The following is a 24,834-nucleotide window of genomic DNA, read 5'->3' on the forward strand; positions in this document are numbered from 1 at the left end:
GACATAAGGTGGTGCCCCCAATCTGCCGCATGTAGACCGTCAGATCTCTTTCCAGAAATCTTCAGCCATCCGCAGATCTGCATAATAACGATCTGCAGTTTTCTTTATCTCTTCCTGATCGTCATCGCTGAACCTGTCATATACAGCTACCGTATGGAATCCGGCTTTTTTTGCTGTCCGGATCGCATGCAGCACATCTTCAAACACACAGGTATCCCCTGGCTTTGTTCCCAGATACTCTGCAGCTTTCTGATAGACAAGCGGCTGACTTTTTCCGACGCCCACTTCGGAACAGGTAAAGATTCTTTCAAAATAATGTGCAATCCCAAGTCTTTGGAATGCCGCGTCGATATGATCTCTTTCACTTGAAGTAGCAATCACCATCGGGATCTTTCTTTGCCTCATCTCTTCCAGAAATTCCTCCACGCCATGCTTTAGAGGCGCTTCATAATAATAAAAATCCCGAACTGTATGAAGGACTCCTTCTATTATCTGATTCACGCTCTGACTCAGATGGTAATTCTCTTTCATATAGCAGGCAGCTTCTTCCACCGTCATCGGGAACAGAAGTTTACTTAATCCTGGTTCCGGCTCGATCCCCTGATTCTTAAGGTAGCGGACTCCCACCTCTTCCCAGATCTCCATGGAATCCAGAAGTGTTCCGTCCACATCAAATACAGCTCCTTTTATCATGCTTCCACCATTTCTTTTGTCAATAATTTTAATTCTTTTGTCGCGTTTTTTATATCTTTTTGTGCGAATATTGCACTGATTACGGCAATTCCGCATATTCCGGTGCCCGCAAGTTCTGAAACATTTTCCTTACTGATACCACCAATTGCAATCACCGGAATGCTCACAGCATCGCAGATCGCTTTCAGAGTCTCATGACTTACGTCTGCTGCATCCGCTTTGGAATCTGTATGAAAAACCGCTCCAACACCCAGATAATCCGCACCTCTTTTTTCTGCCAGTAATGCCTGCTCAACAGTCTGTGCAGATACTCCGATGATCTTATCCGGTCCAAGCTTTGCACGGACATCTCCGGCTTCCATATCACTCTGTCCCACATGGACACCATCCGCATCCATTGCCAGCGCAATATCCACATTATCATTGATCACAAAAGGAACCTGATAGCGTCTGCATAATTCCTTGATCTCTTTTGCCTCTTCCAGAAACTTCTCTTCATCCAGTTCCTTCTCTCTCAGCTGTACGAACGTTGTCCCGCCTTCCAGCGTCTTCTCCACCTGGCTGTAAAGAGTTTCTCCATTCAGCCAGTGACGATCTGTCACTGCATATAATAGCAGGTCCTTCTTATCGCACTTCATATTTCGCACCTTCTTCCAGCGTTCTGGCATCCATATTGTAGATTGCGTCAATAATGCGGTTGCGGTATGTTGAATTACCGTCACCTTCCTGCATTCTGCTCCATCCGATCTCTCCTGCCAGCCCCATCGTACATACAGCTGCCGCTGCTGCCTCCAGCTTATTCTGAGGATTTGCCACTACAAATGCCGTCATCATACCCGACAGCTGACATCCTGTTCCGGTAATTTTGCCCATCTCCGGACGACCATTGCGGATGACGAAGCACCGGTCTTTGTCACCGACCAGATCAATTGCTCCGGTAATCGCCACGATGCATCCTGCTTTTTTCGCAAACTCTTTTACGAATGCAACAGCGCTGTCAAGGGTATCTTCCGTTACTGCATCGGCTACATCCGCATCTACACCTTTTGTTGTTCCACTTCCCTGTACCAGCGTCTTGATCTCTGAGATATTGCCTCGAATCACATCGAACTGAATCTCATCCATTAATTTTATGGCTGTACTGGTACGAAGTGCACTTGCTCCGGCACCAACAGGATCCAAAAGGACAACATGTCCCAGTTCATTGGCTTTCTTTCCCGCCACAAACATTCCTTCGATACTTCTCTGATCTAAAGTTCCAATATTGATATTCAATCCTCCACAGATCGATGTAATATCAGCCACATCCTCCGGCTCATCTGACATGATCGGACTTCCGCCGCAGGCCAGCAGCACATTCGCAACGTCATTTACCGTCACATAATTCGTAATATTATGCACCAGTGGTACTGTGCTTCTTACATTTTCAATACAATTTCCCAGCATCATCCATTCCTCCTTATTTGCTTTTATTATTTGAGTTCAAAAAACGGATATGCCGTCACAGGCATATCCGTCATTCCATACACGATATTTCCCTACGTTGGCATTATCCAAATCAGGTCTATGGGTCAAGGCACATTCAGCCTACTCTCAGCCGGATCATGTACCGGCTCCCCGTTCTGGTTCATATACAGTATTCATTATACTACTTCTGAGACATTTTGCAAATTCATTCTGATATTTCTTTCGAATTTAGCGTTTCGCGGTTTTCTGTTTTTATTTTTCTCGTCCGGATAAAATAATAAACAATCAGCAGTATCATGGATGCGATTCCGGAGATCGGATAAGAGAGCATCACAACCTCCAGCGTATGATGCTTTGGAAGCACCAGAAGTATCCACGGAACACGCACCAGGAAAACACCCGCCAGATTGATGGCAGTCGGTATCGCTGCATCCCCCAGTCCTCTGAGCGCCCCTGAAGGGATCTCCATAAACACAAATAAAATATAGATCGGGACAAGGTAATGAATCATATATACACCGATATCAATCACATTTCCATCCGTTACAAACAGATGGAACATCGGCCGGCAGAACCAGAGGAGCATCATCTGTGCCGCACCGCAGACGATCAGCGCCAGACCCAGGCATATTTTTATACTTTGGAAGACACGTTTCATCTTTCCCGCTCCATAATTCTGCCCCACAAACGTTGTGACAGTCGCTCCAAATGCGCTGCAGACCGTCCAGAAGATCATATCCATCTTATTATATGCGGCCCATGCCGCTGCTGTATCCGTTCCAAAACTGTTGATAGCAGTCTGCAATATGATGCCGGTTACCCCGGAAATACAAAACTGCAGCCCTCCCGGAAGTCCTACCCGAAGTTCTTCCCATAAAATTTTCCTGTCAATCCCGATCCTTGCCGGTACCAGTTTCATATCAGGATAAGAATTCATCAGTGTGTTCGCGACAATCAACGCACAGACAGCCTGTGATATGACAGTTGCAATCGCCGCTCCTGCAATCCCCAACTGAAAAAACACTACAAAAACTACATCCAGCACAACATTCAGCACACTACAGACGATCAGATAGTAAAGCGGACGTCTGGAATCACCGACGGCTCTCATGATTGCTGATCCCATGTTGTATGTGAGCGTCGCAATCAATCCCAGGAAATAGATCCTGAGATATATAATCGAATCCGTCATCACATCGCCCGGTGTCTTCATTACTTCAAGAATCCATGGCGTGATACACCAGCCAATCACCGCCAGCATCATGCTGATCACGATTGAAAATGCATATGCTGTATGCAGACTTTTATGTAGTTTTTCCAGATTTTTTGCTCCAAAGTACTGAGAGATGATCACTCCTGCACCGGTAGAAAGTCCACTGAAAAAGTATACTACAATGTTCGTAAGCATTGCAGCCGATCCCCCTACACTGGCCAGAGCCTGTTTCCCCACAAACCGGCCAACAATTGCTGCATCCGCCACATTGTATAACTGCTGAAAAACCGTTCCCAACGCAATCGGAATAAAGAAAATCAAAACCTGTTTCCAGATCACTCCTTCTGTGATCGGGTTAGTTTGTGATAATTGTTTTTTCACTTTATTTTCTTTCCTTTTCTTTTTTACATACTAATATTTTCTGATCGTATCGTTCGAATCATCCGTAGATTTATCAATCCGCTTAATAGTCACATAATATCCGTTATTTCCATTTGTGTTCACAAACACACGGTCTCCGACTTTATGTCCCTTGATTGCCTTCCCAAGCGGGGACTCAATACTTATGAGCCCCTGCAGCGAGTTTCCCCGAATACTCGTTACCAGACGATAGGTTTCCAGTTCATCATCATCTTCAAAATACACATCAACCGTATTATTAATTCCAACCTCATCCGCGTTGGAGACATCCGACACAATCTTCGCATTCTTCAGCATTTTTTCCAGATAACGAATCCGGCTCTCATTCCGGTTCTTATCCTGTTTTGCAGCCTTATACTCAAAATTTTCACTCAGATCCCCCTGCGCTCTGGCTTCTTTCACAGCCTCAAGCTCTCTTTTGCGGACTACAAGCTTACGATATTCAATCTCTTCCTTGATTTTCTCCACATCATTTTTTGTTAACTGTTCACCCATAACATACACTCCCTTGTCTGAATCATAGTATTGTCTGTTGGATATTGTAACTCAGGCGGGGTGAAATTGTCTATGGGGACGGAGGATTTTTAAAAATCCTCCGTCCCCATAGACAATTTCACCTGTCCCTTTTTAATATTTTCTGAAATGCATATACAATTCTTTTTCGATTTTTTCTTATATAATCTATTTCTTTTGTCCAAAAACCCAGAATTTACGCCAATTAAATTTCCAGAATTTTTTATAAATTGTAGAGGGGGACGGGGGATTTTTAAAAATCCCCCGTCCCCCTCTACAATTTATAAAAAAATAAACATACCGGTTATTGCCAGCACTACATATATGATCGGTTCCCATTTACTTTTATTTTCTGTTTTCAAATGTAATCCGAATACTTGTACGAATGTTTTCCACACAAGATATCCAATGATAGTTCCAAATGTATTTGTTATCAGGTCATCAATATCTGTGACTCGGTAGTTGAAGAGTTGTGACACTTCTATTATGATTGAAAACATTGCTCCTACTGCCGCTGTTTTCCCTATTTTTCTGTATTCCTTCCAGATAAACGGAACGAGGAATCCAAATGGCATGAACATTATGATATTCAGAAAGAAACTGATCCCCACTGAATCAAATGGAATAAAATTACTCCTGCTCATGTATTTTGTGCCATTTGTAATAAGTTCTCCCAGTGTTCCAATACCGGTCACCTCAAATATCATATACAGATAAAGCAGGAAGATATTTACCCAGATGAAATATATTACCGGACTCTGTTTTCCTTTTTTCAGATACCTGTGCATCAATATGAGCTGATATATGATACATGGACTGTACATCAATACTCCTAAGACATATTCCATACCTTGATTCCCCTTTCTTTTTCCTGTGTATTATTATAAAAAGGAAATATTAATATATGGACGGAATATTCTTAAGTTTTTATGATTTTATTTGCCAATTCACGCTGGAATCAAAAATCTCCGTAACCAGCCGATATATGCGGAATCGTTTCTTCCAGTGCATCCAGCTTTCTCTCTTCCGATCCGTCTGCTGTAATGGAATAGAATGCCTTCTCGCCTTCCAGTTCCACAACATAATAGATTCTGGTCGCACCCGGAACTTCCACCAGATAGCAGGGCACCCGCTCCACCAGATTATTAGGGAGATGCTCCACGAATTCTTTCAGACTTCGCTCTTCTCCGGTAGAGATCTGATAACTTTTTATATATCGCACATAGTCTTCCTGAGCCCAGTACGAGATATAATCTCCCTCGATGAGAGCTCCCAGCCTTGCATCCTGTATATACTGCCATGGTAAGATTTCATCCTCCGCGGTCTGAACATTCAGTCTGCGATACGTATCTTCGCCATCCACTGCATAATACAGACCGTCCTGCGCATACAGCCCCAGCGTCAGCCACTGTGTTTCCGCCCCATGCAGTGTAATCTCATTATCAGGTTCTACATTATTTTTTCTCAAAACCGTTTCTTCTGTTCCGTCATCTCTGATGCTGCAAAAGCTGATATCGTTATCAAAAAAATAGATTTTGTCTTCATAAAAATACACGTCTGTATCACTATTACTCTTACAGTTCTTTGTCACACACTCCGGATAATCACCGCTGCCCACAGCGACCCGATACAACCCGCTATATATTTCATTATCCGAGCTCATTCCCTGAAAATACAGGCATCCGTCCTGAAAATACCAGTGACAGACATACCCCCAATTCAGGACTTCTCCAACCTGCCCCATCAGTTCGCCGTCGAAACTGTATTGTCTCACCGTATATCCGTCACAGCGCACATAGATGTATTGATCCGTAATCATAAGATATCCTGTTTTATCATCAATTACATCTACGATTGTTCTCTTGTTCGTGCCGTCCAGATCTACAGCCGTAACGCCGGCATCCCCGCAGGTATAGTACAGACTTCCATTGCTTTCCACGATTTCCCCCGGCACATATGAACCACTTGAGGTATCCGGCTGAAGGGTATTCTCATAAAGCGGAAGCTCCACTTTTTCCAGTTCAACGGTCTCCTCCTTATCTGTATCATTTTCTTTCTCATTTTGGACAGTCTCGACACATGTATTGGAGGATACGCTTTGCCGATCCGCTCCTCCCAGACCAGCTATTATCATTCCTCCTGCACACAGAATAGCTGCCAGTGACAGAAGTACTTTAATTCCTTTCTTCATCACGATCCTTACCTCCCTTTCTTCAGATCATCCCAGACACAATCTCTCCGGATCCCTCATCATTCTGCCTCTTTCCTTTCTGTCACTCTATCTGCCCATACGCAGTATATTCCTCTTATCTCCCAGATAAATTTCTGTCCCTTCCGGAAGTTCCATATTCATATGCTTCGGAAGTCTCTGTCCATTCAGATAATAAGTCCCGTTAAAGGAATAATCGCACAGCAGATAACCACCGGTTCTTGCGCAGTAGGTAATACTGCAATGTTTCCGGCTTACCTTCTCCCCTTCCACCACCAGATTGCACTGAGCGGCATCTCTTCCGACAACCAGCGCCTGCATGTCTTCCAGAGGAATCACCTCTCCTTTGTAGATACCTTCCAGTATGGCAACCGTACCGTTCTTCCTTTCCGCCTCTGCTGATGCATCCGCGGAAGACATAGGAGCCGATTCTTTCACGCCTGCAGATTTTGCTCCGGATCGAGCAGGCACAATTCCAAAGATTCCACATACTGTATGAATCGCCAGAAATAACCAGAATCCAAGGCCCGCCCCATCCAATAATCCACTTTGAGGGATGCCTGTAAGCTGCTCCATGAATGCCAGCCGTATCACCAGCAGCAGTACCGCAGCGGCAAGCCTTATGATTCCCGCTGCCAGATCGGTGGTCCGGTGTTCCCACAGTGTCACCAGCAGATTTCCGGCCAACGACAGCAGGATCACTGCCACCAGTATGATGCAGTACTGTATTCCTGCGCTTTTCCCCAGGCGCAGAAGCATCGGCATGTTATAAGTGATTCCTTCCGCCTGATATAGCGGTAACAGCAGACTGGCAAGTCCAATGACGCCAGCAATAGACTGTCCATATCTCCACACATTTTTTTGCTTCATAATTTCCTCCTGTTACAATCCTTCTTCATTTTTTTGTGACTCTTATCGGTAGGCATCCAGACTGCCCGCAGGATCCTCTCGAAACAGATGACACTCCGTAGATGTGCTATATTCATAGCATTCCGCAATGGAAGCCATCACTTTCAGATTACCTTCACCGGATGTATAGATATCGGCGGTTCTTGCATCCCACTGCCGTTCTCCCCAAAGCAATCTTACATCCTTACCGTTCAGTCCGTATGTTTTTAGCTGTTCATAATAAATCTCATTTAATCTGAGTGCATTTTCTTCTAATTCCGAATCAGATGCCTGCTCATCATCATAGTCCTCCAGAATCGACCATCCCCCGCTGTCTTCCGTAAATGTCGGTGCAAATGTAATGTTTGTCTGTTCCGGCTCCGAATCTGCTGTAAGTACCGCCTCATAACAGCTTCCCTGACGCCGCCTGCAGAAGCCTTTTACATATTGAAAAGCTTCGTCCCGATACTGGTATAGTGCAAGCGTTGTAATCGTCTCATTCATAATAAAATTGCTATCTATTCCTATATACACTGTGCCGTCGTTACTATAGGTGAAGAAGCCGGTCTGAACTTCCTGATAAGTAACCCGGTATTTACCGCTGGGAATCAGTTCCCTGGAATCCGCAAGCTTCACGCTTCCGTCACACTCATACATTTCCATATTAATCCTGGCGCCGCCGCCCTGATCGTCTGAACTGAACAGCTCCTGTTTATCCATGCCCTCACAGGTTCCTCTTATCAGAAGCATTTCATGTTTTCCGTCTCCGTCATAATCATCAATCTCAATTGCCAATATTCCCTGAAGATCTGTCGGCTCCAGCCACGCATCCATTCCATTGCTTGTTTTACATATCTCATCAACCGGCATAACACCGTACTCTGGAATCAATTCTTCCTTCAGGTATTTCATGAATTTTTCCGAATCATCTTCTGACTCCTCCGGAATCTCCTTTTCATCAGATTTTACATCCGCTTCTGTCCGTTTTTCCGGATGTTCCTATACATACCTTTTGGCTTGTTTCATTGAATTCTCAAGATCTAACACCGGCTTTGTAATGTTAATATCTTTATCCGTAATACTGATAAATCCCACCAATTCCGCCTGATTCTCCCCCGCAATACTCTTTGCCTCTCTCTCGGATGTCCCCTCCGCCAGCTGCACAATCAATTCATTGTCTGCATATGCACTTGGAGTGGCTCCGTCTGTTCGAATATGTTCCGGTTCTGTTCTTGAAGTATAGTCTACTTCTCCATCCTTCTCGTAACGGAATGCCTGCAGGGCCTCTTCTTTCGATTCTGTCACAAACAATCCTGCGGCTATCAGATACCCGGCGCAACCTGTTGAAATAACCACTATTGCAGCTTTTATCATATTCTTCCACATTCTGCCCCTGCCCTCCAATCTCGTTTGATTTATATCATCCGACTTTATACTCTTCTTTTTATTATACAGTCCACAATAAGTGAACGATGTAAATGTCAAAATTCTTCATCCTCTTGCAAAAATTGGATTTTCTACAGGCTTTTTGATATGGGGTAATATCTGTTTCCAATCGCATAGGTAACTATGAATCCTTCCACTCAGGAACTCCGCTACAATAACATAGCAGGCTATGTATATTTCACTGGATTTTCAAAGAAATCAAGTTCTATTATTAACAAAAAAAGAACGATGTCCGACAGCTTTTCGCTCATTCGGACATCGTTCCAACGACATTTATTTACATTAATTTTCTGAACAAGTCTTTCAGATCTTCTACGCTTGCATCTTTCGGATTTCCCGGTGCACATGCATCTGCATGAGCAGACTCTGCCAGGAACTGCAGATCTTCTTCTTTTAATGCATCCAGTTTCGTAGGAATTCCAACGTCTACAGACAGCTGTCTTACTGCATCCACAGCTGCTTTTCTATATTCTTCTACTGACATGCTATCCACGCCTTCTACACCCATTGCTTTTGCGATTTCTTTGTACTTTTCTCCGGTGCATTCTGCATTGTATTCCATAACAATCGGAAGCATCATTGCGCACGCAACTCCATGTGGTGTATCATATACAGCTCCCAGCGTATGAGCCATAGAATGTGCAATTCCAAGTCCAACATTGGAGAATCCCATACCTGCGATATACTGTCCGAGTGCCATTCCCTCACGGCCCTCTTTTTCATTTGCAACAGCTCCTCTTAAAGACTTAGAAATAATTTCGATTGCTTTAAGGTGGAACATATCTGTCATCTCCCACGCGCCTTTCGTGGTATATCCTTCAATTGCATGTGTCAATGCATCCATTCCTGTAGATGCGGTCAGCCCCTTTGGCATAGAGGACATCATATCCGGATCTACCACTGCAATGATCGGCATATCGTGTGGATCTACACATACAAACTTTCTCTTTCTCTCAACATCTGTAATTACATAGTTGATAGTTACTTCTGCTGCAGTTCCGGCTGTTGTAGGTACCGCAATGATCGGAACACATGGCTGTGTCGTTGGGGCAACTCCCTCCAGACTTCTTACATCCTCAAATTCCGGATTTGCAATGATGATTCCGATTGCCTTTGCTGTATCCATGGAAGATCCTCCACCGATTGCAACAATATAGTCAGCTTCAGACTTTTTGAATTCTTCTACGCCATGCTGTACATTTTCAATCGTCGGATTTGCTTTGATATCTGAGTATACAGCATATTCAAGCCCTGCATCTTCCAGTACTTTTGTAACCTTTGTTGTTACTTCAAATTTGATCAGATCCGGATCGGAACACACAAACGCCTTTTTGAATCCTCTTGCCTTTGCTTCTGTTGCAATCTCCTGAATTGCTCCTGCCCCATGATAGGAAGTCTGATTTAACATGATTCTGTTTGCCATCGTTATCAATCTCCTTTTCTTCTTGATTCCTGTATTATATGTTTATATTTTAACAATCTTTCTTATCAAAAGAAAGTTACAAAAAAGCCAATCTGTCACTTTACATGAAAGACTGGCTTTTTTTCATCACATACTATACAATTTTACACCAGATGAATCTCCTGAAATGCTTTCATCAGTTCTAACGGCATGGCATCCACCAGATTTTTTGCCATCTCCTCCGGCGTCTGCTTCATATTTCCAAGAAGCCATCGAACGGTCATATAGACAGATCCCTGACAATACATTTCCAGCAGAAATTTTAAATGTTCTGGAACAGGCTTTTTTGTTTTTTCTTCAATCCTTTTCGTATAGAATCTCAAAATCAGCTGAAAATCATGATCCTTCAGGCAATTCTGTTCATCCGTTCGAAAAGCGGCTTTGAAAAATAGTTTTTCTTCCTCAATATAATGGAATTTGTTCACAAGCCCTTCATATACCGTCTCACCTTCCCCCATATGGCGAAAAGATTCCAACAGAATCCGGTCAAAATACCAGTTGATCAAATCATATTTATCCTGGAAATTCCGATAAAACGTCTGCCTTGTCGTACCACACTCAGCCACAATTTCTTTTACCGTAATCTTTTCCACCGGCATCTTCTTCATGCAGATTTTCATCGCATCTGCAAGACGGTACTTCATTCTGTCCTGCTTATTTTCTTCTGTTCCCATTCAACTACCTCTGGCAAACAATTCTTGATCTTCTTACCATGTACGGGAGCTTAATTCCTTGAACTGAGCAACGGTTGATACATGAGAATTCAGACCACCGTCTACTGTCACAACCTGTCCTGTGAAATACTCGCTCTCGTCAGATGCAAGATATACGCACATATGTCCGATATCTTCCGGACATCCATAACGATTTACACAGATATTGCTTGTGAAAATGTCTTTCAGTGCCTGTGGAACGTGTGCTTCGTTCTGTGGTGTAACGATCAGACCCGGACGAACACAGTTGCAGCGGATGTTCTGTTTTCCATACTGAAGAGCTGTATACTTAGTCAGCATATCAACACCTGCTTTTGCACATGCATAAGCGGTAGATCCAAGGTCACCGCCGCAGGAAGCCATGGATCCAATGTTGATGATAGAACCACCTTTTTCATTTTTCTGCATATATGGAATTACACTCTTCACTGCGTAGAATGTGCCGCGCATATCACTCTCGAAGATGGCATCCCACATTTCCAATGTAAGCTCATCTACACGTCCGTCTTTCAGAGCTACGTTTGCAGCATTATTTACGAGAATATCGATCTTTCCGTATTTCTCTGCAGTATCAGCAATCAGTTTCTCTGTTGTAGCCACATCTGTGATATCCATAAAGTGATAAGAAGCTTCCCCTCCTGCTGCCACGATCTCATCCACAACAGCCTGTCCTTTTGCTTCTCTACGTCCGCAGATCACTACTTTTGCACCTTCAGCTGCAAATAACTTTGCAATACCGATTCCGATTCCGCTGGTAGAGCCTGTTACGATTGCAACCTTTCCTTTTAATCTGTCCATGATAATTACCTCCTTAATAGTACATTTTGCCCCACTGCAAAATGCTTCTGTTTTTTCTCGTTAGCATAACTATATACCTTTTAACGAAACAAATCAACAATAAATCCGTCAATTCTCAGTCTATTAATATCCTCTCTTATAATCTACCAGATTCTTAAGCGTCTCCCCATTTCTGAAACGTTCCAGATTCTCAAGACTCAGTTTCCAGATTGCCTCTTCCGCACTGTTATGGTGCCCAAAACCGATCCCCGCAACATGTGGCGTGATAATTACATTGTGCAATTTCCACAACGGGTGATCCTTTGGCAACGGTTCCGGATCCGTGACATCCAGACCGACTCCATAGAAATGCCCCTGCATAATCATTCTTACCAGACTGTCTGTATCAATCAGACTACCGCGCCCTACATTCACAAGAATCGCATCCTTTTTTGACATTGCCAGCCGACGCGCATCCAGCAGGTGCATTGTCTCCGGTGTTTCCGGAAGACAGCCACAGATAAAATCTGCTTCTTTGATTGCATGATCCAGCTGTTCTGCCATGATCATGCGTGTAAATGAACCTTCCGGTTTCCGCATATGACGGCAGAATCCCGTTACCTCCATTCCAAATGCTGCTGCCCGATCCGCCACTGCAGTTCCTATATCTCCGGCGCCAAGGATCAATGCTTTTTTTCCCTGAATTCTCCACTCCGCGCCACAATCTTTCCAGCATCCGGTCTTCGCATGATGTACATACTCCGGAATACGCCTTGCCAGAGACAAAAGTAGCCCCATTACATGCTCGGCGATCACCGCTCCATACGCCCCGGAAGCATTGGTAAGCACGATATGCTGCAGATACTCTTTATTCATGTACGGACCGACTCCTGCCCAGGAGATCTGAATCCACTTCAGATTCCGGCATTCCCGAAGCCATTTTGGATCCACATCACCGAATATGATCTCCGCATCCCGGGCATATTCTCTGAATTCTTCTTCCGAGCACTCCCCGGAAAGATACAGAACCTCCCATCTGTCCCGGCAGAGTTTTTCTATCTGCTCCCGGTATTTTCCCGCTTCCTCAAACATTATGATTATTTTTTTCATAGTTGTCTTATCCTTTTTTGCATTTTTCAAATAATACGGCCATGTTTTCGTCCTAAAATCATATCATTCAGCATAATCTTGAGTCTAAATAGATTATCCTTATAAAATATAGTATAATCTATTTATCCAGTCATTCCAATCATTCTTTTTCCTGTTTGTTAACAATATTTTATCTCTACTTGCTCTCTTTCTTTACATACAAATTTAATGCATGTCTGTACAATCAGGATCATGATGACAGCAACGCAGGTCATTGCTATAAATGCCACATGCAACTGTCAATAGACAAACAGGAAGCTTTCTCGCAATCTATTATCCAAACAATTGTTGACATAAAAAATAAGTTGCGTTATAACAATATCATACGAAAAAACGGAATTTAATCAATAATATCCCGTCAAATACTATCACAGGAGATTCATATGAAAAAATCAATCCAAACTTGTATCTGTTTTATCAAAAAAGAAACGGTACTGTGCATCGCCGCTCTTCTGGCTCTGTGTTCTGCTTTCTTCGTTCCCCCGTCTCTCCATTATCTGGAATATCTGGATTTTCGGGTCTTATCGCTTTTGTTCTGTCTGATGCTGGTGGTTGCCGGCCTGCAGAGCATCGGTGTCTTTCAGATGCTTGGAACAACACTATTATCCGGAACCAAAAATACCCGTCAGCTCGTGTTATTGCTGACAGGTCTTTGCTTTTTTTCCAGTATGCTCATCACCAACGATGTATCTCTGATTACGTTTGTTCCGTTTGCAATCATGATTCTCCATATGGCCGATCAGGATAACCTTCTGATTCCGGTCATCGTGCTGCAGACCATTGCAGCAAACCTGGGAAGCATGTTTACCCCCGTCGGGAATCCACAGAATCTGTATCTGTATTCTGCTTATTCCATCCCGATTGCAGATTTTTTACTGGCTATGCTGCCTCTGACCCTGTTGTCTTTGATTCTTCTGGCTGCAGCTGCTTTTCTGCTTCCAAATGAGGAACTCTCTCTTCAGACACTTTCCGGCACAAAAGCACAGCTTTCCAGAAAAAAACTGCTGGTCTATCTTGCGCTTTTTCTGGTCTGTCTTGCATGTGTCATACATCTGATTACATTTCCGTGGATGATACTGATCGTTACGATCTGCATCTTTCTCGTTGACCGTTCTCTTTTCAAAGATGCAGACTATTTTCTGTTACTGACTTTTGTCTGCTTTTTTTTATTCATCGGAAATATGGAACGGATTCCGGCCATTGCCATGCTGCTGCGCGACCTGATCCGGCACAGAGAATTGTTCCTCGGGATTCTGGCAAGTCAGTGTATCAGTAATGTACCCGCAGCCATCCTTTTGTCAGGCTTTACCGATCAGGCGATTCCATTGTTATACGGTGTTAATATCGGAGGGCTTGGAACTTTGATTGCTTCTCTGGCAAGTCTGATCTCCTACCGTTATTATGTCAATCTGAAGGGGGCCAAAAAGGGAAAGTATTTCCGGACCTTCACCTTTTATAATCTGGTATTTCTGCTTCTGATCGGATTCGCAGGTTATCTGCTCTTAAAAATACAATAAAAGATCAGGAAAAGCCATGTAGTAACAGACGATTGGAATCACTCCTTACGGCTGTTACTACATGGCCTTCTCTTCACTTAAACATCTACTTAAAATTAATATAGTCTGAATCCAGCAGAAGTTCTTCCTGACGGAAGCTTGACTTTGTTGCTTTTTCGAATTCGTCCGGCGCATACTCTTCCATCGATACGGAGATATCACTTTCTTTCCATACTCCCGACTCTTCCGCCAGCGTTTTTCTCAAAGCCTTTGCAAGCTTCTCTTTCAATTCTTCACTTTTTCCAGGATATAATTTTACACCGATATGTGGCATATCCGTTCCCTCCTTTTTCTTTCCTGATACTTATTCTACAGATTCTTTCTGCATCTGTACAGTCTTTTTCACTCTTTCAAACTTCTTTTGGGCACCATTTTAGATATACTTTAATGACTTTGTTTTTTATTATGGGGATTGCGGTCATCCTACACCGCTGTTCAGGGGGACTGGATTTTGATTTGTCAGATTTGCAGTCATCTAATGACCAAAATTGGGATGACCTGAATAAAGAACAATTGAATCCACGGTCAATTTCTGACCATGTATGAAGAAATCCCGGAAACAAAATTACTCCCGGGACAAAATCTTTTTGATATCTTCGAAATAGACTCGCGCTCCAAATTAACGTTTGCGAAACTGTGGAAACCTGTAAAATAAGGCTTTGCGGATATATGTGCTGCATACTTGCTGCAAACCCACAGCATCTTATCACAACTTAGCACTTCTCTTCATGGTCAGGTATCAGAGATGGTATCCGGCTTTTTGAAAAAGTATTCGGACAAATATTTAAGCAATTTTTTCCTTTACATTTTCTAACTCATATAGCATATCCGGATCCAAATCTAAACATTTGCTTTCATCTCTGGTTCCTGTAACATCCCAAGCCAATGAATCATTTAATATTGTGCATGCATTCATAAAAAAATCTATATCCTTTAATCGCTCAAAAACCTTTTTTTCTAAGAGATGACTTGCATCATAACAAACTATTTTTCCATCCTCAAAATACACATCTACTTTATAGTCTCTATATGGGATTACCTGTACTACTCTTGGAAACATATACATCCCCCTCTCATATTAAACCAAAGGATTAATTCGATTTAATGGAAGTCCATCTTTGGAAAGCTCCCAGTTTTGCATCAATTCATCCTGATGAATCACACACCAGGCTAAAATCAGTTTTAATTGTCTTGATGGCAATGCACCTTTCAGTACTCTGGCTTCTACTATATCTATAAGTGCTTTATTTCCATTATATTCTGCGTGGAAGTGTGGTGGATTACGATCTTCATAATACATTGTAACAAGAATACCATAAAACAAAGAAATTTCTGGCATATCTAACACCTCCGTAACTATTTTTATATTACCACACCTAAAGATTTTGCAAAACAATTCTTTTAACAGATTTAAAAACCTGCCTTTCGCAGTTCATCCATCATTGCAGTTCTACGTTTATATTCTCGTCTCCATGTAGCCGCAATATCTTCTGCTACGGCTTTTCCTCCATCACATTTAGATATCTTCTTAAGATATGGCATGAGATATTTATATTTTTTCCTTTCATTCGCCATTTCAGCCGCCTGTTTTAAATAAGCAGAATATATTTTTATTACTCGTTCCGGCATTATTTTACGCAAAATTTTATCATATGAATCCAGCAGACTAACTTTATTGGAACTCTGTTCAATCTTACTCATCAACTCATCATATCGTTTTTCTTCATAGAGTAACTGACATACAAAATCTTCATAACGGCTTTTCATCACGATATCGTCAACCATCTTACTCCATTGATCCGGGTTCACAATACATGCTTTCAACATCTTAACATAGGTTAAGTCATATTGCCAAAAAGATGTAACATACCGTATAAGTTCCTCAATATATTCCTCTGTTTTCCCTAATTTGTCGTATATTTCTATTAATTGCTCGCTATATTTTTCCAACTGCTCGGTATTGCCAGCATCACGTTCTTTGCTTTCTAACAGCACCTTTATAGCTGTATCATAATCATTATTCTCGATTGCTTCTGAGATTTCCAACTCTCGAATTACAAAAAATCTGCGGTTTGCCTGTTTATACTCCTTGATTTGCTCAGCAGTATAGTTCAATTTTTTCATATATTCTATTCTCTTTATGACTGGATTTTCGAATCCGTAATGAACCGAATATATTGTTCCGCAATCTGCTCCCGAACGTTTATTGATAAGACTATCCAGGTTTTTAATCTTTTCTGTTATCATTTCTTCTGTTGCAAAAAATTCAAACAAGATTTCTTCCATATATTCTTCATAAATATCAATTACGTACCCATCCCGATGCGTTTCGAACCATGATTTCATCTCATTTCTATATATCTCATCACTTTTTTCAATAATTTGCTTCCAACATTCATAGCAGGCATTCGCAACCCAAGAAGAACTTCCATCTGAATCATCCATATCGATATTTCCAATACAATGAAATACCAGATTTGTCAACTCAAACGCTTGTTTTAAGCAATTTTTTTCAATTAACAGCATTACCTTTGTATGCAAAAAACCGCTTAACTCGGATGTAAATTCAGAAGCATGATACCAATCCACATACCCTCCTCTGCTATTTCGATATATAATGTGATCTATTTCTGTTCGAAGTTCCAGCATTAACTTACTATTCATTTTAAATTCATATTGCATCTTCAGTCTATGCTTTAATCCTTCATCTGCCAGAACAAATCCGACCAGCAATTCTCTTACTTTGTCTTCCGGTATTTTTGAAATGAGCTCTGTTACTTCTTCTTTCTCCCTTTGATGTCTTTGGAAAAAGTCCTCTTTTAGTAATGAAACCTCTTCTTCTGTATCGTTATCTTCTATTTCAGCATCCTTTCCATCCAGCATTTCCTCAAACTTAAACAAAACCGCTGCCATGTGTTTGCAATTTCTTCCATCCGCTGCATATGGACAGGAACAGTACATATCTATTACGTCTTCCCCATCCAACGTAATTTGAACATCATATACATCCGTTCCATCTACCTGTGCTATAATTTCGTCATCAGAATAGCTAAAATCTACGACATGACCATCTTCATAATATTCAATCCCTCTGTCTAAAATGTGTTGTCTAAATAATGTATACCATTTCATTTTTTGAACCCATATTCTTTCTTCAGTCTTTCATAGATTTCAAAAGCCACCGGACAAACAGACACAGTATCCAACACACTATATAAGCTCCACAGACGTTCTGGTTGATTCGTGTACGGATATTTTTTACAGCTTTCGGGCTTGCAATCTCCCAATTTACAACTCCTGTCTTCCATCAAAAAATCACATGGTTTATGCTTTGTCTTGTAATTCCCCTCAGAATCTTTTCCGCCTAAATATTGTTCAGCAAAATCTGTAGCGGTTACTCCTAAATACATCGCATCTTTCTCAACATCCTCCTCCGGAATACTTCCATGATACATCTTGCAACAATTTCTACATCTATTACAATCATATTGTGCAAACAACTCATCATGCAATTTAAAAAACTGCTCATCCAGTTCTTTTTCATCCGCATGACACTTCAAAAATGTACGAAATTCCAGATTTTCCCTTTCTCTTTTCTGAGCTTCAAATTTCACTTCCCTTGGCGCCAGCATTGTATTTCTATCCTCTTTCTTCTGAAAATATTTTTACATATGAACCCGATTAGATTCTATCACAGTTCTCACTTCTGATAAACCAAAAAACTTCCCAAAACAAATATCCCGTGAAGTATAATGACATAATCATCAGGAAGATTCAATTGTTCCTGTATGATAAGCATCACTAATACGACTCAAGTGATAAAACAATCGCTCTTTATTTTAATAATTACAAATATTGGTTTACCAACTCTTCTATCACATTTGAATTCAAAACACTTTGCTCTGTTTCGAAAGTAAGAATCAAGCGATCGCCCGGATAGATTTTGTTCTTTTGATAGGATTCTATTTTTCGCACCGCAGATCTTGCATATTCCTTAGATCTTGCATATTCCTTACCTCACTTTAATGACTTTGTTTTTTATTACGGGGATTGCAGTTACCTCACAATGCTGTCCGAGGTGACTGGATTTTGATTTGCTAGATTTGCGGTCATCCTACACCGCTGTTTTGGGGGACTGGATTTTAATTTGCTAGATTTGCGGTCATCCTACACCGCTGTTCGGGGGGACTGGATTTTGATTTGTTAGATTTACGGTCATCTACTGACCACAATTGGGTGACCTGTATAAAGAATAATTGAATCCACGGTCAATTCCTGGCCATGTATGAAGAAATCCCGGAAACAAAATTGCTTCCGGGACAAAATCTTTTTGATATCTTCGAAATATACTCGAGAAAACTTCGTTTTCTCTTGTTGTCGCTTCGCTCCAAATTAACGTTTGCTGAACTGTGGTGCGCGACGAGCTGCTTTGAGACCGTATTTCTTACGTTCTTTCATACGTGGATCACGTGTTAAGAAGCCAGCTTTCTTAAGTACCGGTCTGTAATCAGCATCTGCCTCAAGAAGTGCTCTTGCAACACCGTGACGGATTGCTCCAGCCTGTCCTGTATATCCGCCGCCTTTTACATTAACGATAACATCGAATTTTCCTTCTGTCTCTGTTGCTACTAACGGCTGACGAACTACAACCTTTAATGTCTCAAGACCAAAATACTCATCGATATCTCTTTTATTTATTGTGATCTTACCTGTTCCTGGTACTAAATATACTCTTGCAATTGATTTTTTTCTTCTTCCTGTTCCGTAGAATCTTGCACTAGCCACTGTAATGTCCTCCTTTCAAACCTTTCCTTAGAATTTCAGCTCAACTGGTTTCTGAGCCTGCTGCTCATGTTCTGGTCCAGCATATACATGAAGCTTCTTCATCATAGATCTTCCTAAAGGTCCCTTTGGAAGCATTCCTTTTACAGCAAGTTCGATTACTTTTTCAGGTTTCTTATTCATCATCTCTGCTAATGTAGTCTCTTTCATTCCACCTACATATTCAGAGTGATTGTAATAAATTTTCTGGTTCAGTTTCTTACCTGTAACATTTACTTTTTCTGCATTTACAACGATTACATAATCGCCTGTATCAACGTGCGGTGTGAATTCCGGCTTGTTCTTTCCTCTTAAAACCTTAGCTACTTCTGATGCGAGACGTCCCAAAGTATATTCAGAAGCGTCAACTACATACCATTTTCTTTCAATCTTATCTGGATTAGCCATATAAGTTTTCATCGGTTTACCTCCTGTGAATCATTAACATTATTCATGATAATTATATCGAAATCAGCAAGACTCCGGGGCTTTGGTTTCTTACTGTTTCTCCTTTTGTCATACTTGTTCATTATATTATACGGTTCCACGCGTGTCAACTATTTTTCGCATTTTTTTAAAGAAGGTTTCCCGTTTTTTTCTTCTGTGATATAATATGTCTGCATGTGTCAATTCCACTGCTTTTTAATAAAAATGAGCATTTCTGCCATATCATTTACATTATTATAATACAATACATTTTTTTGAAAATACAAACATTTTTCTTGGGGGATATTAAAATGCAAAAGAACATTAATCTGACGGATGGACCCGTCCTTTCATCTTTAACGAAACTTGCCATTCCGATTATGGCAACCTCTTTGATCCAGATGGCCTATAATCTGACTGATATGATCTGGATCGGAAGAATCGGAAGTGATGCCGTCGCTTCTGTCGGTGCTGCCGGAATGTACATGTGGCTCTCCAATGGACTTGCTGCCCTCGCAAAGATGGGAGGACAAGTCAATGTCGGATACTCTCTCGGTTCAGGCCGCAATGATGAAGCATCCGAATACGCCGACAATGCTTTGCAGCTTACCGGCTTTTTCGGATTGATCTACGGTATGATCTGTGCCGTCTTCGCCTCACCGCTGATCGGCTTTTTCCATCTGAACAGTTCCCAGGTCATTGCGGATGCCGGATGCTATCTTAAAATCACCTGTGGCCTTGTGGTCTTTTCCTTCTTAAACCAGACATTTACCGGTATATTTACTGCAATCGGTAACAGCCGGGCGGCTTTCTTGGCTACCACAGCCGGGCTGATTTTTAATATTATCCTGGATCCACTGTTAATCTTCGGGATAGGTCCATTTCCGGAACTTCGTGTGATCGGTGCTGCGATTGCAACCATTTTCGCTCAGATCATCGTTACCATCCTGTTTCTTTATTACGCAGCAAAGGATTCCAGTATTTTCCAGGATGTACATGTATTCCGGCGCCCGAATCCGGCGTGTATACTCTCCATCCTGAGAATCGGTTTTCCAACTTCCATACAGAACATGCTTTTCACCAGTATCTCCATGATCATCGCCAGAATGGTAGCCGGTTACGGAGACGCTGCTGTTGCAGTACAAAAAGTAGGCTCCCAGATTGAATCCATCTCCTGGATGACCGCAGACGGATTTGCTGCTGCCGTGAATTCATTTATTGCACAAAATCATGGAGCCGGGAAAAAAGACCGGATTCGATCCGGATATTGGTCAGCTATGGGAATCGTTCTGCTCTGGGGTATCTTCTGCACGATACTTTTAATTTTCTTTCCAACGCCGATTTTCAGAATCTTTATTACGGAAGCAGACATCATCCCTCTCGGAATTGACTATCTGGTGATTCTTGGTGTCTCTCAGTTATTCATGAGTGTTGAGATCACGACCGCAGGTGCATTTTCGGGATATGGAAAGACCATTCCGCCATCCGTTATCAGTATCTCCTTTACCGCTGCAAGGATTCCTCTGGCACTTTTACTTACACAGACGGAACTCGGACTGAACGGAATCTGGTGGAGCATTACGATTTCCAGTATCTTTAAGGGAGTCTTTCTGTTTCTGTGGTACATCATTTTTCAGAAAAAAGAAATGGAGATTCGTCTCAGCAGAATTGAATAACCATATACATGGAATATTCTGTTATATTTTGGTATAGTAATGGATGTCACTTTGATCGTGGCCCTGACCTATAATAAATACAAGAAAGCGAGGGCATAAAATATGTGGGCTTATAACAGTGTTTTTTATCAGATCTATCCGATTGGTTTCTGCGGCGCTCCGGTACACAATGATGGGGAATGTGTTCCGCGCATCCGAAAACTGCTGGACTGGTCTGATTATCTGAAGGATCTTGGCATCAATTCCATTCTGTTGAATCCGATTTTTGAATCTGACAACCATGGATATGATACCAGAGATTTTAGAACGATTGATGTAAGACTGGGAACAAACGAAGACTTTCAAGAGGTATGCAAAGATCTGCATGCACACGGAATTAAGGTCGTTCTGGATGGAGTATTCAATCATGTCGGACGTGGTTTCTGGGCTTTTAAAGACGTACAGGAGAAAAAATGGGATTCCCCATACAAAGACTGGTTCTGTATTCACTTTGACGGCAACAGTGCCTATAATGACGGTTTCTGGTATGAAGGCTGGGAAGGGCATTATGAACTGGTAAAACTGAACCTTCAGAATCCTGCTGTCGTTGATTATCTCCTGGACTGCGTAAAATTCTGGGTGGATACCTTTGATATTGACGGATTGCGGCTGGACGTTGCCTACTGTCTGGACCGGAACTTCATGCGTCGTCTTCGCTCCTTTACGCAGGAATTGAAACCGGAATTTGCATTGATCGGCGAGGTACTGTTCGGAGATTACAATCAGATCGTTAACGATGAAATGCTTCACAGCTGTACCAATTACGAATGCTACAAAGGATTATTTTCAAGCTTCAATTCCATGAATCTGTTTGAGATCGCACATTCTCTGCACAGACAATTTGGCAGTGACCAGTGGTGCATCTACCGCGGCAAGCATCTGATGACATTTGCTGATAATCACGATGTCACAAGACTTTCCAGCATATTGACCAACAAGAGCCATATCCCACTTGCTTATGGACTTCTGCTTGGCATGCCGGGTATCCCCTGCCTGTATTACGGAAGCGAATGGGGAGAGCCGGGCGAAAAAGCACCGGATAATGACTATGCATTAAGGCCATGCTTTGACGAACCAAAACCGAATGACCTGACCGAATATATCAAAAAGCTCATTGCACTTCGCCAGAACAGTAAGGCTCTGTGCAATGGTTCTTATAAAAATGTAGTCATTCAGAACCATCAGCTGATCTTCGAACGCGCTTCTGAGCAAGAACGTGTTCTGGTCGCAGTCAATGCATCCGATGCTCCATACACCGCATATCATCAGGACCTGAACGGAGCTTTCATTGACCTTCTGTCCGACAAAGAAGTCCATATGACCGGTCAGCTGGAACTGCCTCCATACAGTATACAATACCTGCAAAGCAGATAGCAGATACGAATTAAAAAAGGGCTGCTGCAGAATATAGAGATATCACCCTGAGTGTATATCTATATTTTGCAGCAGTCTCTTTTATTCACTTTTATTCACTCTTTTTCAATACCTTTACGATCTCTGCCATATACATGATATGGTAATCTTTCTGCGGATACCATTTCTCATCATTTTCAGTAACATCAAAACACTCCGGCTTCATTTCCTGATGATATTGTGTCTTACATACCAGCACCAGATCTGCCTCTGCTACAGCTGCGGTGCCATCGACCGGATATGGATGAAGACCTGCTTCCTGCCATTTGTCTTCTACATCTTTTCCTGACACCGTACCACATACATTCAATGCCTTTCTGTATTCCTCCGAGAGAAATGAGATCGTAAATGTACCATTTGCATCTACGAATTCCTTCGTATACCGCTGCGGACGGATATATACAGTAGCAATGTTCTTGCCCCACATAATTCCAAGGCCTCCCCAGCTTGCCGTCATCGTATTACTTCTTTCCTCATCTCCTGCTGTAATCAGCATCCATTCCTTAGATATTTTCGTAAATGGATTGCATACAAGGCTTTCAATTGCAATTTCCTGAAATGCCATATTTTTGTTCCTCCTTTATCTTGTTATCTTATCCTGCAGCCGCACTGTCCGCAAAATGCTGCAGTCTTACTTAAGCGTTTACCACATTCCGGGCACACGATATAGTCTCCCACTTCTTCATTTTTGATTCTCGTGATCTTATCAAAAAGCGGAAGAAGCTGCGGCAATGGATCTTCGAATTTGCCCTCATAATATGCTTTTCCAAGTTCCATATACGCCTGGTCCAGCGTTGAATTTGAAATTATTTTGTCATAATTTACAAATACAGTTTTATCATCGTTACTCATATCGACTACCTCCTATGCTTATGCCAGTAAAAACCGGAATCTGTTATCTTCCAGATAGATCTCTGTACCTCTCGGCAGATAATACTCACGTGTTGCTCCCAAAGGCTGTCCACTTTCCAGAAATACTTTTTTCATTCCCATCGGTATTACACAGTATTCCTGATATTCTGCAACATAATATACCTTCGCCAGACCTTCTCCGCCTGTACTTCTTGTTGTAACAACCGGCTGTTTCTGCCCACAGAAATATACCGGAATGCGATCCTTCAACATATATGCTTTTGATTGATATATGCCATTTTTTCCAACGATAGCTCCCTGAAAATCCGGATTTGGTTTTTCTGCTGCTTTTGGAACTTTGCCGGGCATGACCAGCCTTGCAGTATCCGCAACGGTATCCGCAACAGTATCCTCCTCTCTCACAGGATTCTCCGGAGCCTTATCAATCATAGCCTGTCGCTTCGGCTTCCTGGATTTCTGTGCCTCCAGTTCCTGAATGCGATCCAGATACATCTGCTCTTTACTCTTTTGCTGTGGAGTATTTTCCCTCGGATTGCGTACATGATGAAAACTTTCCTCAATAATATCTCCCGGAGCCGGAGCTGTATCGTCCTCCTTCAGAAGGAGTCCATATGATGTCAGGAATAAGATGATCACGTATACAACCACCCATATGATCGCCGGAGTACTGATTACATAGATGTAATCTCCCATTCCAAAAAAGTCAATCACATCCCGGATAGATCTGATTTTGTCCGTCATCTGAAAAAACATAATACCGGCAAACAGATTGATCACCACCTGACAGATCAACGAGGCCCGATACGCATTTTTATTGGACAATGCCGCCGTCATGGCTGCGGCGAACAGGATACCAAGCATTAATATCAGCAGATAATAAGAATAATCACTGACATATTCTCTGAGTAGTGTCTGTACTTCCTCAACAATCGATCCATCCGATCTGCCACCGAATCCGATTTTAATAATATCAGCTACCGATAGTTCCACAACACCAAGTGACAGGATCGGCATGAATCCGATTCCTACAGTTAAGAACATCACCACTGCAATTACGTATTTCAATATTTTCTTCATCTG

27 protein-coding genes and 1 riboswitch are annotated in these 24,834 nt (G+C 42.0%); of the genes, 3 read left to right on the forward strand and 24 right to left on the reverse strand.

The window, feature by feature from the left end; translation table 11 throughout:
* Nucleotides 1-39: 39 nt before the first annotated feature.
* From ABE547_RS02055 to ABE547_RS02120, 14 genes are all read right to left on the reverse strand, one after another.
* Nucleotides 40-693: an HAD family phosphatase gene (locus tag ABE547_RS02055; RefSeq protein WP_347377204.1), complete on the reverse strand. Its 654-nt coding sequence runs from the start codon at nucleotides 691-693 to the stop codon at nucleotides 40-42.
* A complete protein-coding gene (gene thiE / locus ABE547_RS02060) occupies nucleotides 690-1,331 on the reverse strand; it encodes a thiamine phosphate synthase (protein ID WP_347377205.1) in 642 nt (213 codons plus the stop codon). Before thiE ends, ABE547_RS02055 begins: the two co-directional genes overlap by 4 nt.
* Nucleotides 1,318-2,139, reverse strand: a complete 822-nt coding sequence (thiM, locus tag ABE547_RS02065; protein WP_347377434.1) for a hydroxyethylthiazole kinase — start codon at nucleotides 2,137-2,139, stop codon at nucleotides 1,318-1,320. Before thiM ends, thiE begins: the two co-directional genes overlap by 14 nt.
* Nucleotides 2,140-2,210: 71 nt before the next feature.
* A riboswitch (TPP riboswitch) is annotated at nucleotides 2,211-2,323 on the reverse strand.
* Nucleotides 2,324-2,365: 42 nt separating this feature from the next.
* Complete coding sequence (locus ABE547_RS02070) at nucleotides 2,366-3,754, reverse strand: MATE family efflux transporter (RefSeq protein WP_347377206.1); 1,389 nt, start codon at nucleotides 3,752-3,754, stop codon at nucleotides 2,366-2,368.
* A 30-nt stretch (nucleotides 3,755-3,784) separates the two neighbouring features.
* Nucleotides 3,785-4,288: a transcription elongation factor GreA gene (gene greA, locus ABE547_RS02075; RefSeq protein ID WP_347377207.1), complete on the reverse strand. Its 504-nt coding sequence runs from the start codon at nucleotides 4,286-4,288 to the stop codon at nucleotides 3,785-3,787.
* Between the two features lie 299 nt (nucleotides 4,289-4,587).
* Nucleotides 4,588-5,154 carry a VanZ family protein gene (locus ABE547_RS02080; RefSeq protein WP_347377208.1) on the reverse strand — a complete coding sequence of 189 codons (567 nt, stop codon included), beginning with the start codon at nucleotides 5,152-5,154 and terminating at the stop codon, nucleotides 4,588-4,590.
* A 110-nt stretch (nucleotides 5,155-5,264) separates the two neighbouring features.
* Nucleotides 5,265-6,497 carry a DUF5050 domain-containing protein gene (locus ABE547_RS02085; RefSeq protein WP_347377209.1) on the reverse strand — a complete coding sequence of 411 codons (1,233 nt, stop codon included), beginning with the start codon at nucleotides 6,495-6,497 and terminating at the stop codon, nucleotides 5,265-5,267.
* 87 nt (nucleotides 6,498-6,584) lie between these two features.
* Complete coding sequence (locus ABE547_RS02090; protein ID WP_347377210.1) at nucleotides 6,585-7,385, reverse strand: FHA domain-containing protein; 801 nt, start codon at nucleotides 7,383-7,385, stop codon at nucleotides 6,585-6,587.
* Nucleotides 7,386-7,427: 42 nt separating this feature from the next.
* Complete coding sequence (locus tag ABE547_RS02095; protein WP_347377211.1) at nucleotides 7,428-8,315, reverse strand: hypothetical protein; 888 nt, start codon at nucleotides 8,313-8,315, stop codon at nucleotides 7,428-7,430.
* A gap of 87 nt (nucleotides 8,316-8,402) precedes the next feature.
* Nucleotides 8,403-8,789: a hypothetical protein gene (locus tag ABE547_RS02100; RefSeq protein WP_347377212.1), complete on the reverse strand. Its 387-nt coding sequence runs from the start codon at nucleotides 8,787-8,789 to the stop codon at nucleotides 8,403-8,405.
* A 337-nt stretch (nucleotides 8,790-9,126) separates the two neighbouring features.
* Nucleotides 9,127-10,272, reverse strand: coding sequence for a lactaldehyde reductase (gene fucO / locus ABE547_RS02105; RefSeq protein ID WP_347377213.1), 1,146 nt, complete (start codon nucleotides 10,270-10,272; stop codon nucleotides 9,127-9,129).
* A gap of 143 nt (nucleotides 10,273-10,415) precedes the next feature.
* A complete protein-coding gene (locus tag ABE547_RS02110; protein WP_347377214.1) occupies nucleotides 10,416-10,985 on the reverse strand; it encodes a TetR/AcrR family transcriptional regulator C-terminal domain-containing protein in 570 nt (189 codons plus the stop codon).
* A 33-nt stretch (nucleotides 10,986-11,018) separates the two neighbouring features.
* Complete coding sequence (locus tag ABE547_RS02115; protein ID WP_347377215.1) at nucleotides 11,019-11,822, reverse strand: SDR family NAD(P)-dependent oxidoreductase; 804 nt, start codon at nucleotides 11,820-11,822, stop codon at nucleotides 11,019-11,021.
* Nucleotides 11,823-11,945: 123 nt separating this feature from the next.
* Nucleotides 11,946-12,911 carry a D-2-hydroxyacid dehydrogenase gene (locus tag ABE547_RS02120; RefSeq protein WP_347377216.1) on the reverse strand — a complete coding sequence of 322 codons (966 nt, stop codon included), beginning with the start codon at nucleotides 12,909-12,911 and terminating at the stop codon, nucleotides 11,946-11,948.
* 422 nt (nucleotides 12,912-13,333) lie between these two features.
* Here ABE547_RS02120 and ABE547_RS02125 point away from each other — a divergent pair, with 422 nt between their 5' ends.
* Entirely contained in the window at nucleotides 13,334-14,467 is a 1,134-nt protein-coding gene (locus tag ABE547_RS02125; protein ID WP_347377217.1) for an SLC13 family permease, read from the forward strand.
* Between the two features lie 85 nt (nucleotides 14,468-14,552).
* On the opposite strand, the gene ABE547_RS02130 is transcribed toward ABE547_RS02125, so the two are convergent.
* From ABE547_RS02130 to rplM, 7 genes are all read right to left on the reverse strand, one after another.
* A complete protein-coding gene (locus tag ABE547_RS02130; protein WP_347377218.1) occupies nucleotides 14,553-14,780 on the reverse strand; it encodes a tautomerase family protein in 228 nt (75 codons plus the stop codon).
* 510 nt (nucleotides 14,781-15,290) lie between these two features.
* Complete coding sequence (locus tag ABE547_RS02135; RefSeq protein ID WP_347377219.1) at nucleotides 15,291-15,566, reverse strand: DUF2442 domain-containing protein; 276 nt, start codon at nucleotides 15,564-15,566, stop codon at nucleotides 15,291-15,293.
* Nucleotides 15,567-15,584: 18 nt separating this feature from the next.
* The gene (locus tag ABE547_RS02140) at nucleotides 15,585-15,845 is read right to left on the reverse strand and encodes a DUF4160 domain-containing protein (RefSeq protein WP_347377220.1); all 261 of its coding nucleotides are present in this window, start codon (nucleotides 15,843-15,845) and stop codon (nucleotides 15,585-15,587) included.
* Between the two features lie 71 nt (nucleotides 15,846-15,916).
* Nucleotides 15,917-17,638, reverse strand: coding sequence for an SWIM zinc finger family protein (locus tag ABE547_RS02145; protein WP_347377221.1), 1,722 nt, complete (start codon nucleotides 17,636-17,638; stop codon nucleotides 15,917-15,919).
* Complete coding sequence (locus ABE547_RS02150) at nucleotides 17,635-18,138, reverse strand: YkgJ family cysteine cluster protein (protein WP_347377222.1); 504 nt, start codon at nucleotides 18,136-18,138, stop codon at nucleotides 17,635-17,637. The genes ABE547_RS02145 and ABE547_RS02150 overlap by 4 nt, the downstream gene beginning before the upstream one ends.
* A 760-nt stretch (nucleotides 18,139-18,898) precedes the next feature.
* On the reverse strand, nucleotides 18,899-19,291 hold the full coding sequence (gene rpsI, locus ABE547_RS02155) for a 30S ribosomal protein S9 (protein ID WP_347377223.1): 393 nt from the start codon (nucleotides 19,289-19,291) through the stop codon (nucleotides 18,899-18,901).
* Between the two features lie 27 nt (nucleotides 19,292-19,318).
* A complete protein-coding gene (gene rplM / locus ABE547_RS02160; protein ID WP_347377224.1) occupies nucleotides 19,319-19,747 on the reverse strand; it encodes a 50S ribosomal protein L13 in 429 nt (142 codons plus the stop codon).
* Between the two features lie 317 nt (nucleotides 19,748-20,064).
* On the opposite strand from rplM, the gene ABE547_RS02165 reads away from it, so the two are divergent.
* Together ABE547_RS02165 and ABE547_RS02170 are read left to right on the forward strand one after the other, a co-directional pair.
* Nucleotides 20,065-21,429 carry an MATE family efflux transporter gene (locus ABE547_RS02165; protein WP_347377225.1) on the forward strand — a complete coding sequence of 455 codons (1,365 nt, stop codon included), beginning with the start codon at nucleotides 20,065-20,067 and terminating at the stop codon, nucleotides 21,427-21,429.
* A gap of 102 nt (nucleotides 21,430-21,531) precedes the next feature.
* Complete coding sequence (locus tag ABE547_RS02170) at nucleotides 21,532-22,842, forward strand: alpha-amylase family glycosyl hydrolase (RefSeq protein ID WP_347377226.1); 1,311 nt, start codon at nucleotides 21,532-21,534, stop codon at nucleotides 22,840-22,842.
* A 91-nt stretch (nucleotides 22,843-22,933) separates the two neighbouring features.
* Here the strand turns inward: ABE547_RS02170 and ABE547_RS02175 are convergent, their stop codons facing one another.
* The 3 genes from ABE547_RS02175 to ABE547_RS02185 are packed head-to-tail and all read right to left on the reverse strand — an operon-like array spanning nucleotide 22,934 to nucleotide 24,831.
* Nucleotides 22,934-23,446 carry a flavin reductase family protein gene (locus ABE547_RS02175; RefSeq protein ID WP_347377227.1) on the reverse strand — a complete coding sequence of 171 codons (513 nt, stop codon included), beginning with the start codon at nucleotides 23,444-23,446 and terminating at the stop codon, nucleotides 22,934-22,936.
* A 23-nt stretch (nucleotides 23,447-23,469) separates the two neighbouring features.
* Nucleotides 23,470-23,733: a zinc ribbon domain-containing protein gene (locus tag ABE547_RS02180; RefSeq protein WP_347377228.1), complete on the reverse strand. Its 264-nt coding sequence runs from the start codon at nucleotides 23,731-23,733 to the stop codon at nucleotides 23,470-23,472.
* An 18-nt stretch (nucleotides 23,734-23,751) separates the two neighbouring features.
* Nucleotides 23,752-24,831 carry a hypothetical protein gene (locus tag ABE547_RS02185; protein WP_347377229.1) on the reverse strand — a complete coding sequence of 360 codons (1,080 nt, stop codon included), beginning with the start codon at nucleotides 24,829-24,831 and terminating at the stop codon, nucleotides 23,752-23,754.
* Between the last annotated feature and the right edge of the window lie 3 nt (nucleotides 24,832-24,834).

The sequence above is a fragment of the Dorea sp. YH-dor226 genome, from assembly GCF_039832105.1.
Taxonomy (GTDB): domain Bacteria; phylum Bacillota; class Clostridia; order Lachnospirales; family Lachnospiraceae; genus Dorea_A.